General features: G+C 69.1%; 12 protein-coding genes and 3 pseudogenes. 8 read left to right on the top strand and 7 right to left on the bottom strand.

Annotation, left to right across the window (positions count from 1 at the left end):
• The first annotated feature begins 62 nt into the window (after nucleotides 1–62).
• Both QF037_RS03690 and QF037_RS50875 read left to right on the top strand, forming a co-directional pair.
• Entirely contained in the window at nucleotides 63–737 is a 675-nt protein-coding gene (locus QF037_RS03690; protein WP_307021732.1) for a TetR/AcrR family transcriptional regulator, read from the top strand.
• Between the two features lie 97 nt (nucleotides 738–834).
• Nucleotides 835–1,194, top strand: a pseudogene (locus QF037_RS50875) (SDR family oxidoreductase); the annotation flags it as partial.
• A 100-nt stretch (nucleotides 1,195–1,294) separates the two neighbouring features.
• Here the strand turns inward: QF037_RS50875 and QF037_RS03695 are convergent.
• Nucleotides 1,295–1,783 carry a flavin reductase family protein gene (locus tag QF037_RS03695; protein ID WP_307021734.1) on the bottom strand — a complete coding sequence of 163 codons (489 nt, stop codon included), beginning with the start codon at nucleotides 1,781–1,783 and terminating at the stop codon, nucleotides 1,295–1,297.
• 964 nt (nucleotides 1,784–2,747) lie between these two features.
• Between QF037_RS03695 and QF037_RS03700 the strand changes: the two are divergent.
• Nucleotides 2,748–2,891, top strand: a pseudogene (locus QF037_RS03700) (lytic polysaccharide monooxygenase); the annotation flags it as partial.
• Between the two features lie 219 nt (nucleotides 2,892–3,110).
• Here the strand turns inward: QF037_RS03700 and QF037_RS03705 are convergent.
• The 4 genes and pseudogenes from QF037_RS03705 to QF037_RS03720 all read right to left on the bottom strand — a co-directional run bounded on the left by QF037_RS03705 (nucleotide 3,111) and on the right by QF037_RS03720 (nucleotide 6,465).
• A complete protein-coding gene (locus QF037_RS03705) occupies nucleotides 3,111–3,617 on the bottom strand; it encodes a signal peptide protein (RefSeq protein ID WP_307021736.1) in 507 nt (168 codons plus the stop codon).
• Between the two features lie 675 nt (nucleotides 3,618–4,292).
• Nucleotides 4,293–4,649, bottom strand: a pseudogene (locus tag QF037_RS03710) (ATP-binding protein); the annotation flags it as partial.
• A 92-nt stretch (nucleotides 4,650–4,741) separates the two neighbouring features.
• Entirely contained in the window at nucleotides 4,742–5,080 is a 339-nt protein-coding gene (locus QF037_RS03715; protein ID WP_307021741.1) for a thioredoxin family protein, read from the bottom strand.
• 245 nt (nucleotides 5,081–5,325) lie between these two features.
• Nucleotides 5,326–6,465, bottom strand: coding sequence for a PucR family transcriptional regulator (locus QF037_RS03720; protein WP_307021742.1), 1,140 nt, complete (start codon nucleotides 6,463–6,465; stop codon nucleotides 5,326–5,328).
• An 87-nt stretch (nucleotides 6,466–6,552) separates the two neighbouring features.
• Here QF037_RS03720 and QF037_RS03725 point away from each other — a divergent pair, with 87 nt between their 5' ends.
• Together QF037_RS03725 and QF037_RS03730 are read left to right on the top strand one after the other, a co-directional pair.
• Nucleotides 6,553–7,608, top strand: coding sequence for a ferredoxin reductase (locus QF037_RS03725; RefSeq protein ID WP_307021744.1), 1,056 nt, complete (start codon nucleotides 6,553–6,555; stop codon nucleotides 7,606–7,608).
• Nucleotides 7,609–7,615: 7 nt separating this feature from the next.
• Nucleotides 7,616–8,752, top strand: coding sequence for a fatty acid desaturase family protein (locus QF037_RS03730; RefSeq protein ID WP_307021746.1), 1,137 nt, complete (start codon nucleotides 7,616–7,618; stop codon nucleotides 8,750–8,752).
• A 762-nt stretch (nucleotides 8,753–9,514) separates the two neighbouring features.
• On the opposite strand, the gene QF037_RS03735 is transcribed toward QF037_RS03730, so the two are convergent.
• The gene (locus tag QF037_RS03735) at nucleotides 9,515–10,411 is read right to left on the bottom strand and encodes a helix-turn-helix transcriptional regulator (protein WP_307021748.1); all 897 of its coding nucleotides are present in this window, start codon (nucleotides 10,409–10,411) and stop codon (nucleotides 9,515–9,517) included.
• Nucleotides 10,412–10,632: 221 nt separating this feature from the next.
• On the opposite strand from QF037_RS03735, the gene QF037_RS03740 reads away from it, so the two are divergent.
• From QF037_RS03740 to QF037_RS03750, 3 genes are all read left to right on the top strand, one after another.
• Nucleotides 10,633–11,610, top strand: a complete 978-nt coding sequence (locus QF037_RS03740; protein ID WP_307021750.1) for an aldo/keto reductase — start codon at nucleotides 10,633–10,635, stop codon at nucleotides 11,608–11,610.
• 63 nt (nucleotides 11,611–11,673) lie between these two features.
• Nucleotides 11,674–12,702: a zinc-binding dehydrogenase gene (locus QF037_RS03745; RefSeq protein ID WP_307021752.1), complete on the top strand. Its 1,029-nt coding sequence runs from the start codon at nucleotides 11,674–11,676 to the stop codon at nucleotides 12,700–12,702.
• A gap of 38 nt (nucleotides 12,703–12,740) precedes the next feature.
• A complete protein-coding gene (locus tag QF037_RS03750) occupies nucleotides 12,741–13,592 on the top strand; it encodes an aldo/keto reductase (RefSeq protein ID WP_307021754.1) in 852 nt (283 codons plus the stop codon).
• Nucleotides 13,593–14,093: 501 nt separating this feature from the next.
• On the opposite strand, the gene QF037_RS03755 is transcribed toward QF037_RS03750, so the two are convergent.
• Nucleotides 14,094–15,065: an aldo/keto reductase gene (locus QF037_RS03755; RefSeq protein WP_307021756.1), complete on the bottom strand. Its 972-nt coding sequence runs from the start codon at nucleotides 15,063–15,065 to the stop codon at nucleotides 14,094–14,096.
• Between the last annotated feature and the right edge of the window lie 260 nt (nucleotides 15,066–15,325).

Genomic DNA, 15,325 nt, shown 5'->3' on the forward strand with positions numbered 1-15,325 from the left:
CGCCGTAAGTACAACACTTACGGCGTAAGCTCGTCAACGCAGGAAGACGATGTGAGGGAGTGATGTCCACCGTGACCCGACGTACCGTCCGGCAGCCTGCCCGCGAGACGCTCAGCCGGCAGCGGGTGCTGCATGTCGCCGTCGAGCTCGCCGACGCCGGTGGCCTGGAGACGCTCAGCATGCGCAAGCTCGGCCAGGCCGTCGGCGTCGAGGCAATGTCCTTGTACAACCATGTGACCAACAAGGAAGACCTGATCGACGGCATGGTTGACCTGGTCTTCGGCGAAGTCGAACTGCCGGCGCCGGGGGACGGCTGGCGACAGGCGATGCGTCAGCGGGCCGTCTCCATGCGCCTCGCGCTGACCCGCCACCGCTGGGCCATCGGGCTCATGGCGTCACGTTCCACTCCAGGCCCGGCCACTCTTCGTCATCACGACGCCGTTCTCGGCTGCCTGCGTCAGGGAGGGTTCTCCCTCACTCTGACTGCCCACGCCGTCTCGGTGCTCGACAGCTACATCTACGGGTTCGCCCTGCAGGAGAAAGCCTTGCCCTTCGACTCCCCGGAGGAGACCGCCGAACTGGCGGACTCCATCATGAGCGGTTTCGGCGATGGCGAGTACCCGCACCTGACCGAGATCGCCACCGCTCACGTCATGCGTCCCGGGTACGACTACGGCGACGAGTTCGAATTCGGACTGGACCTCATCCTCGACGGCCTCCAGCAAGCGGCGGGCTGACGAGCTGGCGGCGTACCCGCAGCACCCGGCGCGTTGTCATGTCGAACTGATGGGCCTGATGAGCCCGATGATGCCAGCGCACTGGGCCGCGGCGGTGGTCGTGGAGGTGAGCCATCTGGGCTTCGTGCGTGGCACCCGGGCTCTCGCTCCAGCGTATGGTTCCGCGGGACGCCGGCGTGATCGTGCAAGTCGGCTCCCCCTCGGTCACGCCGAGCTCCGGCGCACATCGGCACGGCCGGGTGGGTGTCACTGTGGTGCAGATGCCGGCGTTCCACACTCCGCAGTTCTCCTGGCTCTTGACCCGTTTGTCGAAGCGCCCCAGCCCGTACCGCCCGTCGTGTACAAGCCGCAGGTGGCCGTGAGAGCCGTAGGCAACGCGGCGGGCCATCCGCTCCGCAAGCAGCACTGCGTAGGCGCCTCCACGGCCGCGACCATCCTCGCGAACAAACTGTCGCCCCCGTGCCGCTCGTGTCAGCCGCCGTGACGGAATCGGCGGCGGTGGGTGGGGGCGCGGCGATTCGGCGCACGCGGCGACGATAGCCCGGCACGGGGGCCGCTCAGTTCGCTGGGTGGCCCGGGGTGATGTCGTGGGTGTCGTTCAACGTCAGCACGGGGGTGCGGCTGCCCGTGAGTCTGTCCGCCGCCTCCGGCGCGAGCAGGAAACCGACGTGGTCGCCGCCGTCGATCCGGTTCTCCACGCGACCGACAAACCAGGCGGGAGCCTCGTCCAGGATCGGCAGACCGCCTGGCTCCGCGTGCCACGGGACCTCGGTGAACTTGTCGGTGTGGTCGCCGGTCTCACCGCCGAAGAGCCGGGCCAGCCGGTCCTGGTCGCGGCGCAGAAGATGGACCGCGAGTCGGTCGGCGCGCTCGGCCACCCGGTAGGTCCGGTTGGCTCTGGACAGCCAGACCATGAACCGGGCGGGCTGAATCGAGCACTGCGAGGCGAATCCGACCAGGCATCCGGCCTTTTCCCCGTCGGCCTCCACGGTCACGACGTACATCGGGTAGTCGAGCAGATCGGTGAAAGGATCGAGATCGGTCATGGTATTCGGCTCCCGCCTCAAGAGATCGGATATGGGTCAAGCATTCACCAGTACCGTTCCCCGCACCGCTGCGGTGTGCCGGCGTTCCGCTGATCTCCTCGGTCACCTCAATGCCTGTGTCTTCACCCGCCAAGAGCCATGGGCAGCCGAGGCGCGGGCGGGCGCCGCTGGGCCGGGGGCCGTCGGTGAGGTGGACTACAGCACCGGAATGGAGCTCCTGACGGCCGCGACGGGCGCGTGGTCCGCGGCCGCGTCACGGCCTGGGTCTGCCCGCAGGAGGACGAACTCAGCCTCGATGGTCGTCTCCAGGATGTGCTCGCGTCCACGGGCCCACCGCCGACCTTGGTGACCGGCCCTGCCTACCTGCGCCCGGGCTCTGGCCTGGCAGGTGGTTTCGTTTGGATCACTGAAAGCGCAGGCGTCCAGTGGCTCCATGGGCGGCTGCGATGTCAGTGCCACGGTCTACGGTGCGATCATGTCGTTGCCCTGCCCAACGGTCTGCCTATGGGCCGGTTCGTATCCTGTGGTCCCGTAGAGGTGCCGGTCTCTGACGAGTTCCCTCAGGCGCCCCACGGCGCACACGGCTCAGGCAAGCCCCAAGGGCTTCGCGGGTAGAGCAGATTCGTGAGGCCCGTTGCCACTGCCACCGTGGTGCTGGCGACTGCGGGTGCAGGTCGCCGGAGTGAGCGTCGTGGACCTCCACCCGCGGCTGGAGGCGGTATCGGCGGCCCCGGGCCAGTCGGGCCTGGCTGAGGTGGAGCTACGGCCGGTGTCGGTGGGCGCGGAGGCGCAGCCGCTGCGGGCGTCGGGCAAGACGGTGGCCGTCGTGGGCGCAGATTTCAGGTATCGAGCGATCACGAACCGAGGAAGACCGAACCTGACGCCCACTCAAAGCTGTCGAGAACGGCTGGAGAAGTGGCCGCCCGCCACCAGCGGTCACCGTCTTCCCGGTCCCGGGAGCGGTACCGGCCGCTTCGCCCCGGCGCAGGACATCACGTTCCCCGCCCAGACGTCCGGCTACACCGGACACCACACCCTGTTCGTCATCTGGCAGGCCTCGCACCTGGACCAGGCCTACATGTGGTGCAGCGACGTCAACTTCGGCTGATCCGGCCAGCACCGCACACGGCACCGGCCTCTGCCGGACACCCGTAACCCGCCGCCCGGCCGACCGAGCTCCGTCGGGGTGAGAGACCCATCTGGTCACCCTGCCCCGACAGGGCTTGCCGCGCTCCTGGCCTCGCGTTGGACCAGAGCCTGAGTCGTGATCGTGCTGCACCCCCTGTCGAGGTGCAGCACCACAACCGTCGGGTAAGGCGTCGTAACGTCAGCCGTACAGCGCCACGCGCGGTTGGACGGTACCCACGGCACCAGGGGTTATCACCGAGACCCGGTACCGCTCCGTGAGCGTCTCGCCCGGACGAAGGGTGCGCTGCACACTCACGAGATCGGTGAACAGCGTGCCGGTCTGGCTCGCGACGGGTACCGCTTCGCGAGAGCCGTCGGCGTTGCGCCGCTCGACCTGGATGTCAGTAGGCGCCAGGAAGGGGCCCGCATCAGGGGACTCCACGAGAATTTGCGGAGCCACAACCTGGTCCACGGATGAGTCATTGCGGTAGGACAGGACGAACGTGTGCGACTTCCCCGAGGCCGGGAGAGCTCTCGTGGGGAGGTTCACGAAGTCGACGGGAAACAGGGCCGCCGTCTCGTCGCCCTCAGCGGCAGTTGCCGCCGCAGCTGTGCTCGCCATGGCGGTGCCCGCACCGGCCACGCCCACGAGCGCGGTGGCGAGGGCCAAGGCCGCCGCTGCCAGGCGGTAGTTGGTCAATGACACGCAATGCTCCTCTTGCTACAAAGTGTTGGCTCGCTGGTCCACTGACAAGGCCTGCCGGGATTCGCCAGCGCATGGACGAATGCCCCACCAACCACCGGCACAGAAAGCGCTCTCAGCAATTACACATGCTACTCCCACATCCTCACCTGCCTTTCCCTCTTGAGGACCCTTGCATTTCCCAAAGGAAAGTCATTGCACCGCATACCACTGCCCATGGACGTATTTCGAAGGGGCTCGGTTGACCAGGAACTCGGGGAGTTCATGTGAAGAATTGGTGCATGCAAAGCTTCTGTCGCGGATGGCATCGCAGTCCAAGGGAGTTTCGGCACTGACCGAGATGGATTTTCGTGTCGTTGGAGCTGTTCATCAAGGAAGTCATGCCGACGTTCCAGTGAATCAAGGCTGTCCTCAGCGATGCGCAGGAGGCGGAAGCCGTGCAGCCAGGAGGCCGTAGCCGCGGTCGGCCAGCAGCGCGTCCGGCGCCGGCGCGGTCCGCCGACCAGCCCTGCAACCCCCGGAACCAGTCAAGCTCGTTCCTCGACCGCAGTTCCCCCCGTACTTGGTGGAGCGGATCCCAGACGCCGACTTCACTCCAGGCAGCCCGTCAGCGCCAGCAGGTCATGTGTCGACCGTGGTCCACTGCCGTCGCCCCAAGTACTCGTTACCGATCGCCCGTCACCTCGGCTCCCGGGTACCGTCGTACTCCGCGTCCGGCGTTTCGGGCTCGAGGAGCCGGGCCCTGTCCAGGGTGAGCCCCACCTCAGCGCCCCCTCCCGGCCGCGTACGCGCGAAGACCGTGCCGCCGTGGGCCTCGGCGACGTCGCGGACGATGGCCAGGCCGAGCCCGGAGCCAGGCAGGGAACGGGCGGTGTCGGCACGGTAGAACCGGTCGAACACGCGAAGGGCGTCGGTGGCGTCGATGCCCGATCCGCGGTCGCGGACGGTGACCCGGCCCTGCCTTATGTGCAGCTCGATGAGGTCGTCGCCGTCGGCGTCGAACTTGGCGGCGTTGTCCAGCAGGTTGCCTACGGCCACCGGACAGGCCGGGGCCTGCGACCTCCACCACAGCTTCGCTGAATGGGAGAGACGTGACGGGTGTCGCGGCCACGTGCCGCAGAGGCCGCTCAGAGGTGGTTGTCGAGGAACTTCCGTACCTCGGCGATGGTCATAGGCCCCGTGGCGTGCGCCACCGCCTCCCCCTCCTTCAGCAGGACGCAGGACGGGGCTCCGGTGATCCCGTATCGCTCGGTTGCGGCCGGACAACGCGTGATGTCGGTGCGGACGGCCGTCAGGCGGCCCGTGTAGTCGTCGGCGATGCCACCCACGACGAGGTCCATCACCCGGCAGGGCTCGATTGCCTTGGGCCATGTCCCGGTGAAGTATGCGAGGACCGGGACTTTGCTCATCCCGAGGATGAAATTGAACTCCGCGTCCTCACGGGGTCGGTGAACCCGCTGCGCCATGGAAGCTCCTGCCCTCACGTTCCGTCATTCCCTCCCCATCATCTCTCGCGCGGTGTGCCGGGCCGGCCCGGTCGGTCACCCAGCTGCAGCCCGCCGCGCGCCCGTGGGCAGCTCATGTCAGGACAGCGCCCTCCACGACAGCATCAAAGCCGTTCTCCAGGGCACAGCGGTCCAGATCAGCGACCAGATGCTCGACGAGCGGGCCGGTGCGCTTCATCCACCGGATCCAACGGCCGAAGAACGCGTCAGCTGACCCCGAGACCGACCGCCAGCGTCAGTTCGAGGACCCGGTGTGGCGATGCGAGATCCGGAAACAGCTCCCGCAGCTGCGACATCCGGTACCGGACCGTCTGGGGATGGACGAACAGCGCCGCCGCCACCTCCTCCCGCCTGCCCTGGTGCAGCAGCCACGCCCGCAGCGTCTCCTCCAGCCGCCGTGCGGTCGCGGCAGGCAGGGTCCGCAGCGGTGCGAGGGCTCGGGCTCGCAGGTCTGCGAACGCGTCCGCGTCGGCGCTCAGCACGAGCTCGGGCAGGTGGTCCTCGGTGTCGCGAATGTCGGAGGAGAGCAGGCGCGCGCGTACGGCTCGTGCGTAGGAGGCGGATGTACGAGTCCATGGCCGGGGTGGGCCGACCACGGCGGTGCGGTCGGTCAGCTGCCGTAGGAGATGTGATCGGTCGGCGTCGGGGACGAGCAGCACACCGGTGGCGTCCGGCAGATCGTCGAGGACGAGGGTGTTCGGGTCGAGCGCGCGGTAGGCGGGCCGGGCCTGGGCGGCGGGCAGCAGGACCGCGGTCAGCGAAACCGGAGGCTGCCACCCGGCCCGTTGGACAGAGGCCAGCAGCACGTCCGGGCTCGCGCCGGCGAGGAGGTCGCGGGCCAGGTGTTCCAGGTGGCGCTCCTGGTCCCTGCCCCGGGCGGCCAGTTCGTCGGCGTGGCCTGCGGCGCTCGCGGCGGAGAGCTCGTCGATGTAGGCGAAGGTCAGCTCGGCGAACTTGGCGACCTCGGCGGCGGGCAGGCCTGCGGGTACGGCACCCGCTGCCAGGCATCGCCAGGCCACGCGGGCGCCGACGCGGTAGGCGCTGAGCAGGGCGTCCATCGAACGGCCGTCGCGCACTTCGCCGCGGCCCAGTTCGTAGGCCGCGTCACCGGCGTCGCCGCCGGTGGCGTTCCCGCTCGCGAGGTCCAGGTAGTGTCCCAGGGCGGTGCGGACGGCTCGGCGGATGGTGGCGCCCATGTGGCCCGACAGGGCGTTGGCGTAGGGAGGGACCTCGTCGATGATCGCCTGGACGACCTCGTCGGCGGTGCTCTTCAGCGCGGCCCGAAGTGCGGTGACCGTCGTCTCGTCCAGGGCCAGTTCGCTGGCCCTTTGGGTTGCATGGCTCACGTTTCTATTCCCTGCGAACAATTCAGTCAGCCAGATTTACGTCCTACGGTCAGGACTTTACGCCTTGAGGCGCAGCAAGCTGGAGTCATGACGAGTACAGCCCTCCGCAGCAGGGCGTGGAAACTGCTGGAGATGGTCACGACGCCGCTGCTGCCGTCGGACTACCTCGACCTGGTCAGTCCGCTGCGTGCGGGCGCTGACCTGCGTGGGCGCATCGAGGCCGTGCACGCCGAGACGGGTGACGCCGCGACGATCGTGATCAGGCCGGGACGGGGCTGGCGCGGCCACACCGCCGGTCAGTACGTGCGGATCGGGGTCGACGTCGACGGGGTCCGCCTGTGGCGTGCCTACTCCCTCACCTCGCCGACCAACCGCCAGGACGGCCGCGTCACGATCACCGTGAAGGCGATCCCGGACGGCAAGGTCAGCAACCACCTGGTCCGCAGAGCGAAACCGGGCACGCTGATCCACCTCGACCACCCGACCGGCGACTTCGTGCTGCCGCAGACCAAGCCCGCCAAGGTGCTCTACCTGACGGCCGGCAGCGGCATCACGCCCGTGATGGGGATGCTGCGCGACACCGAGTTCGACGACGTCGTCATGGTCCACTGTGCGCCACAGCCGCACGACGTGATCTTCCGCAACGAACTGCACGACCTGGTCGCGGACAAGAAGCTGCGGCTCACCGAGGTACACACCGACACCGACGGCATCCTCGACATCGCCCGACTCGACGAACTCGTGCCCGACTGGGCCGAGCGCGAGACCTGGGCCTGCGGGCCCGCGGGCCTGCTCGACGCCGCAGAAAAGCACTGGAGCGAGCACGGCGTCCACGAGCGCCTGCACACCGAACGTTTCCGCCCCAGCATCGTGGTCACCGGCGACGGCGGCGAGGTCACGTTCAGCGCCACCGGCAAGACCGTCGACGCGGACGGCGCCACGCCGTTGCTGGACGTCGGCGAGGGGGCCGGCGTGCTCATGCCCTCCGGGTGCCGCATGGGCATCTGCTTCGGCTGCGTCACACCGCTCAAGGCGGGCGCTGTCCGCGACCTGCGCACCGGCGAGATCACCGAGGCCGAACCGGGCGTCCTCATCCAGACCTGCGTGTCCGCCGCGGCGGGCCCCTGCGACATCGAACGGTAGGAGCACCGTGACCGCCATCGACCCCACCGCCCACCTGACCGCCGAGCAGATCGAAGAGCTCGGCCGCGAGCTGGACGCGATCCGCGACGAGGTGATCGCCGACCGCGGCGAGAAAGACGCCGCCTACATCCGTAAGGTCATCTCGGCGCAGCGCACGCTCGAGCTGGTCAGCAGGGGCGTGCTGCTGTTCTCCATCTTCCCGCCCGCGTGGGTGCTCGGCACCGCCGGCCTGTCCGTGGCGAAGATCATGGACAACATGGAGATCGGCCACAACATCCTGCACGGCCAGTGGGACTGGATGCGGGACCCGAAGATCCACTCCACCACCTGGGAATGGGATCACGTCTCGCCGGCCGACCAGTGGAAGCACTCGCACAACGAGCTGCACCACACGTACACCAACGTGATCGGCAAGGACAACGACCTCGGCTACGGCATCATGCGCGTCGACGAGGACCAGAAGTGGCACCCCTTCCACCTCGGCCAGCCGCTGTGGAACTTCCTCAACGCCTGCTTCTTCGAGTACGGCATCGCCGCGTACGACCTGGAGCTCGGCAAGAACCTGAACAAGCGCCGCCGCAAGAACCCGGAGTTCCGCGCGCGGGCCAAGGCCGTGGGCCGCAAGATCCGCAAGCAGGTGCTCAAGGACTACGTGATCCACCCGCTGCTGTCGGGCCCCTCGTTCCTCCCCACGCTCGCCGCCACGTTCACCGCGAACCTGGTCCGCAACGTCTGGTCCCACTCGGTGATCATGTGCGGGCACTTCCCCGAGGGCGTACAGGTCTTCGAGCGGCGCTCCATCAAGGGCGAGACACGCGGCCAGTGGTACCTGCGCCAGATGATGGGCTCGGCGAACATCAGCGGCAGCAAGGCCATGCACTTCATGACCGGCAACCTCTCGCACCAGATCGAGCACCACCTGTTCCCGGACCTGCCCAGCAACCGGTACGCCGAGGTCGCGGTGAAGGTACGCGCACTGTTCGAGAAGTACGAGCTGGACTACGTCACCGGCCCGCTACCCAAGCAGGTGTTCTCCGCGTGGCACAGGGTCGTCCGGCTCTCCCTGCCGAACAAGCCGAACAAGCCGAACAACAAGCCCACGGTCAAGACACCGGACCGCGAGCCGGAACTCGTCGCCGTCTGATTCCCGGAATCGGTCCAGACCTCTCAGCCGTCCCGGCGCCACCGCCAGCTCCGGTGGGATCCGTTACGGACGGTGGGCGACCGCGGCATCAGACCGCACGGCACGGGATCCAGGGCAGCCGGCGTCCGGCCTCGCTGCCGCCTGGACGTGCGCCAGAAGCTCAACACAGCCCCCGGCGAGGTGCTGTACTGCGCTGACCAGCCATGGTCGGGCCAGTAGCCGGGGGCGCACGCGCACTTGGATCGCCGACCGCACTGCTGCCAAGGTGAGCGGGTGCGCCGACCGCGAGTGCAGCACTACTGGGCCCGCGTCGACGGAGACCAGGGCCCGCCGCCCGTCCCCTCTCCGGGGCACGAGCCTGGCGGCAGGCTTCGCTTCCGGAGACCGAATCCGGGAACAGCCATCTGCCGGACACGACGGCACCGGACGGCGAGCTCATCGTGGGAAGGCGGGCCGGCTCGCGTTCGAGCGTCCCAGCCGCGCCTGCACCGCCGCGGTGCAGCCGCGGCCCGCGCTGCCGTCGCGCTCCCACCCACCTGATCGCGTTCGGCCAACTGCGCCTGAACGGCCAGGACCTCACCGGCCGCCCCTTCAGCGAACGCTACGCCGCCCTGCAGGCGTGGGTCCTCAAGCACGGCCCGGCGCCGCCTCGGTCACTGTGCCCGACCCCCCACCGCCCCGGAGCAGGCGGCCGCGCGGCTCGCCGACCACACCACCGACGGCATCGAAAGCCCAGCTCGACACCGTTTGTGAGAACGACGGTCAGGGTGACGTGTGGGGCATTTCCCGGCCGGGCGCGGCTACGGGCGCGGTCATGTCGAGCAGCGTCATGGCGTCGTGGTCGGGTGTGCCGGGTTCGGCGGTGTAGACGCCGATGCGCTGACCGGGAGTTCCTTCCAGATGCATGGACTGGGAGGTGAGCGTGACCGTGCCGACGCGGGGATGCTGAAAGGTCTTCTGCGCGGGCTTGCGGCCGGTGACCTCGTAACGCTCCCACAGCCGGGCGAAGTCGGGGCTCTTGAGCAGCAGCTCGCCGACGAGGTTGGTCAGGTCAGGCGCGTCGGGGGCAGTGCCGGCGACAGCGCGCAGCCGGGCGACGCAACCCCTGATCTGGCGGTCCCAGTCGCCGAAGAGATCCCGCGCGGCCGGGTGCAGGAAGAGGTAACGGGCCAGGTTGCGATGCTTGGCCGGCCAGTCCTCCAGGCCCGCGTACAGGGCGAGGCCGCCCGGGTTCCAGGCCAGCATCTCCATGCTGCGACTGATGACGTAGACCGGGTTGGGCCGCAGCGACTCCAGCAGCAGCTTCAGGTGGGGGCGCACGGTGCGGCTCGGGGCCGGCGGCGGCTCGGGAGCGTAGCGGGCCGCACGGGTGGCGAGTTCACGCAGGTGCTGGTGCTCCTGGTCGTCCATGTGCAGAGCGCGGGCGAGCGAGTCGAGGACTGCGGGACTGGGGCGGGTCTCCTTGCCGCGTTCCAGGCGCACGTAGTAGTCGATGCTGATCCCGGCGAGGGTGGCCAGCTCCTCGCGGCGCAGGCCGGGGGTGCGGCGAATGCCGGCGCCGACGGTGAGGCCGACCTGTTCGGGATTGGTCTGGGTGCGGCGGGCGCGCAGGAAGCGGCCCAGCTCGGCGCCCTCGCTGTGCGCGCTCGTCGATGCCATGACTCCCAGTCTCACCCGCCGGGCACCCGGTTCGCGGGCGGGAGGGGGGCCCTGTCGTTACCCCCGAAGAGCCCGCCCTGCCACAGCGGAGCAATCCGGGCGAAGGTGAATGAGGAAGACGCCGGCCCCCTCGGCGGCCGCCCGGGCTTCGACCGGCACGACCTCTGCCGGACCGGGTGAGAGCGAGAGGCCAGGCAACACCATGATCGGAAGAGGGCGAGATGCGGTACATCAAGCTGCGTGACCTGGAAGTTTCCCGGATCGGGCTGGGCGCGATGGGCATGTCCCACGGCTACACCGGCTCCGGCACCGACGACGCGGAGTCGATCAGGACCGTGCACCGGGCGCTGGAGCTGGGCGTCACCTTCATCGACACCGCCGAGATCTACGGCCCCTACACCAACGAGGAACTGCTCGGGCGAGCCCTGAAGGGCCGCCGGGACAAGGTGGTGCTGGCCACCAAGTTCGGCCTGGTCTCGCACACCGGCGAGGGCGCCTGGAACCTGGACTCCAGCCCGGCCAACATCCGCACCGCGGTCGAGGGCTCCCTGAAGCGGCTGGGGACCGACCACATCGACCTGTACTACCAGCACCGGGTGGACCCGAACACGCCGATCGAGGAGACCGCCGGCGTCGTGGGCGAGCTGATCGCCGAGGGCAAGGTCCGCGCCTTCGGCCTCTCCGAGGCGGGCCCGGACACGATCCGCCGCGCCCACGCCGTGCAGCCGGTCACCGCGGTGCAGTCCGAGTACTCCCTGTTCACCCGCGGCATCGAGGACCGTGTCCTGCCCGTCCTGCGGGAGCTGAACATCGGTCTCGTGCCGTTCTCCCCGCTCGGCCGCGGCTTCCTGACCGGCGCCGTCCGCTCCACCGACCAGTTCGACGAGAACGACTTCCGCCGCGACAACCCGCGCTTCACCGGCGAGAACTTCCGGCACAACCTGGCGCTCGCTGACGAGGTCAAGGCCCTGGCCGACGAGGCCGGTGCCACGCCCGGTCAGGTGGCGCTGGCCTGGCTGCTCGCTCAGGGCGACGACATCGCCCCCATCCCCGGCACCAAGCGCGTCAGCCGGGTCGAGGAGAACGCCGCAGCCGATGCCGTCACGCTGACCGTCGAGCAGCTCGACACGCTGACCAGCCTGCCGCCCGCCGCCGGCGACACCCACACCGAGGCCCAGGCGCAGATGCTCGAACGCTGACCCGCCCCGGCCCGCCGCGCTACGCGTGGCGACCCCGCCCCTCGTTTTGGAGAAACACCTTTCATGCGTGCAGCAGTGATGTACGGAGCCGGAGACGTCCGCGTCGAGGACCGGCCCGACCCGAAAATCGTCCAGCCGACCGACGCGGTGGTGCGCACGCTGGCCGCGTGTGTGTGCGGCAGCGACCTGTGGCCCTACCAGTCGATGTCCGTCACCGACGCCGGCCGCCCCATGGGCCACGAGTTCCTCGGCCTCGTGGAGGAGACCGGCGCGGACGTGACCGGCCTCAAGGCCGGTGATCTGGTCGTCGCCCCGTTCACCTACAGCGACAACACCTGCGACTACTGCGCCAAGGGCCTGCACATCTCGTGCCGCAACGGCGGCCGGTACGGCTTCGGCGGCGTGGACGGCGGGCAGGGCGAAGCCGTCCGCGTCCCGTACGCGGACGGCACCCTGGTGAAGCTGCCGGTGGCCGCCGACTCCGCGCTGCTGCCGTCGCTGCTGGCGCTCTCCGACGTGATGACCACCGGCCACCACGGCGCCGTCACCGCAGGGCTCGGCCGCGGCGACACGGTGCTGGTCGTCGGGGACGGCGCGGTCGGCCTGTGCGCCGTGATCGCCGCCAAGCGGCTCGGCGCCGGGCGGATCGTGCTCGCCGGCCGCCACGAAGCCCGCACCAGCCTGGGCCGCGAGTTCGGCGCCACCGACGTGGTCGCCGAGCGCGGCGAGGAGGGCATCGCCCGCATCCGCGAGCTGACCGGTGGCGTGGACAAGGTGATCGAGGCGGTCGGCACCCGCCAGGCCCTCGACACCGCGCTCGGGGCGGTCCTGGACGGCGGCACCATCAGCCGCCTGGGCGTCCCCCAGTACGAGCAGGGACCGATCGGCCCGGCCGAGTTCCTGCGCAACATCACCCTGACCGGCGGCGCCAGCCCCGCCCGCGCCTACATCGAGCAGCTGCTGCCTGACGTCCTGGACGGCACCATCACCCCCGGCCGCGTCTTCGACCAGGCATTCACCCTCGACCGGACACCGGACGCCTACCGGGCCATGACCGACCGCCAGGTCCTCAAGGCCCTCATCCGCCCCTGACCACCGGCCCCCGCCCTCGAGCGAAGGACTTCCCGCTCATGCAGACCGTCACCCTCAACAACGGCGTCGAGATGCCGATCCTCGGCTTCGGCGTCTACCAGATCCCCGCCCAGGACACCGAGCGCGCCGTCTCCGAGGCACTGGCCGCCGGCTACCGCCTGCTGGACACCGCCGCCGCCTACGGCAACGAGGAAGCCGTCGGCCGCGCCATCAAGTCCAGCGGCATCCCGCGCGAGGAACTGTTCGTCACCACCAAGCTGTGGGTCCAGGACGCCCCCGCCGAGGACAACACCCGCCGCGCGTTCGAGACGTCCCTCAATAAGCTGGGCCTGGACCATCTCGACCTGTACCTAATGCACCAGCCCTTCGGCGACGTCTACGGCCAGTGGCGCGCCATGGAGGCCGTCACCCACGAAGGCCTGACGAAGGCGATCGGGGTCGCCAACTTCTACCCCGACCGGCTGATCGACCTGATCATCAACAACGAGATCACCCCGCAGGTCAACCAGATCGAGACTCACCCCTTCTTCCAGCGCGCCGACTACCAGGACCTCATGCGCGACCACGGGGTGCAGATCCAGTCCTGGGGCGGCTTCGCCGAAGGCAGGAACGACCTGTTCACCAACCCGCTGCTCACCGAGATCGGGAAGGCATACGACAAGTCCGTCGCCCAGGTCGTCCTGCGCTGGCTCACCCAGCGCGGCGTCGTCGCCATCCCCAAGTCCGTACGTGCCGAGCGCATGGCCCAGAACATCGACGTCTTCGACTTCGAGCTCACCGACGAGCAGATGATCCAGATCGCCACCCTCGACACCAGCAGCTCCCTGTTCTTCGACCACCACGACCCCGAAATGGTCACCTGGCTCGCAGGACGCCGCCTGGACAGCTGAACGCCTCACTCACTGCCCCTCGCCGACTGCGGGTGCCCTGAAGCGAATGCCCGAGGCACCCGCCCGGCTTCCATCGTTCACCGGGAGCCGACCACCATGATCACGCCGCAGCACCACGGCGCCCCGTTCTGCGCGGCGCGCTGCTCGCCCGGGCGAGAACTACTACTACGGCGGCCGTACCAACCTGGCGATCGGCAACACCAAGGCTCTCGCCGAGAAGGTCGCCAGCCGCATCATCTGCGACACCCACCGCGTCCAAGCCGCCGCCCCCTACCCGCACGACTACGACGCGACGGTCCAGCGCAACGCCGTCGGCGGGGACGGCGGCACAGAAGCTGGAGCGGCGAGGTCACCGGAGTGCTGGTGCCCCGGCGACTTTGCTGCTCGGCCGCTCCGATGCCAACGCACAAGTGCGACTGATCGGCCGCACCACGCCGCTGCGTACGGCGGACCGTCGTGACCTCGACCGGCAACTGATCCCGATCCCGCCACGAGACCGGCTCAGCTGTAGAAGTTCTTCTGCCAGCGGTGCCTGGCCAGCAGCGCAACCTGCTCGGGGGAAAGCGGCGATTCCTCGGCCACCGCCGCGTTGCGTTCCACGTTCGTCAACGACCGCATCCCGACGATCACGGTGGAGACCGCCGGCCCGGCGAGCGCGAACCGCAGGGCGGTGGACGGGAGTTCCTCGACGGCGATTCCCAGATCGGCAAGGAGGGCATCCACCCGCTTCTCGACCTGGGCGGGCCGGTCCTCCCGGAAGTACCAGTTGCGCCAGTCCCCCTCGGGGAAGGTGACCCCCGAGCGGACCGAGCCCGTCAGAGCGCCCTCGTCGAGGACGACTCGCCCGACCACGCCCACGCCGTAGTCCTCGCAGGCCGGCAACAGGGCGTCGGCCGGGGCCTGTTCGAAGATGTTGTAGATGACCTGGACCGTGTCCAGCACCCCGGTCCGCAGCACGTTGAGGACATTGTCGGGCTGGTGGTCCTTGACGGAGATCCCGAAGAACCTGATCTTGCCCTCCTGTTTGAGGGCGTCAACGGTCTCCAGGAGGTCGCCGCGGCCGGTCCACTCGTCCTCCCAGGTATGCAGCTGGAGCAGGTCGACATGGTCCCGGTCCAGTTCGCGCAGACTGGTCTCCAGGCTCTCGCGCAGGTGCGAGCCGGGGAACGTCTCCGTGACGTCGAGTCCGCTGGACTCCAGCGGTACCGGGACACGGGGCCCGGCCTTCGTCGCGACGTACACGCCGTCGCCGCCGCCCGGGAGCTCCTTGAGCGCACGGCCGACGACGCGTTCGCTGCGGTCGTACCCTCGGGCGGTGTCTATGAAGTTGACGCCCAGGTCGAGGGCTCGGTGCAGGGCGCGGACGCCGGAGTCGTCGTCGGCGCCGACCCACGCCCCCTGGCCCAATCCCCAGGCACCGTAACCAATTTCGGACACGGTCAGTCCGGTTCGGCCGAGTTCGCGATAACGCATGTGGTGTTCAAGTTCCTTTGCTGTTGGTGGCGACGGACGGAGGCGGTGCACCGGCCGTCCGGGACTCAGGATGCAGATCGAGCCGTACGGCCTCGTCGCGGTCGCAATGCAGCCTGCCGTCGACTGGCCTCAGACACCGCTCGCCTCCTATCGCCCAGCTGATCAGCAGCGGTCTCAGCAGCCCTGACGGCGCAAAGACACCGGCAGCGATCAGCCAGTCGGTGAACGTACCGGAGGCACCACGCCCGTGACCAGGACAA

It is taken from the genome of Streptomyces canus, assembly GCF_030815415.1.
Lineage (GTDB): Bacteria > Actinomycetota > Actinomycetes > Streptomycetales > Streptomycetaceae > Streptomyces > Streptomyces canus_F.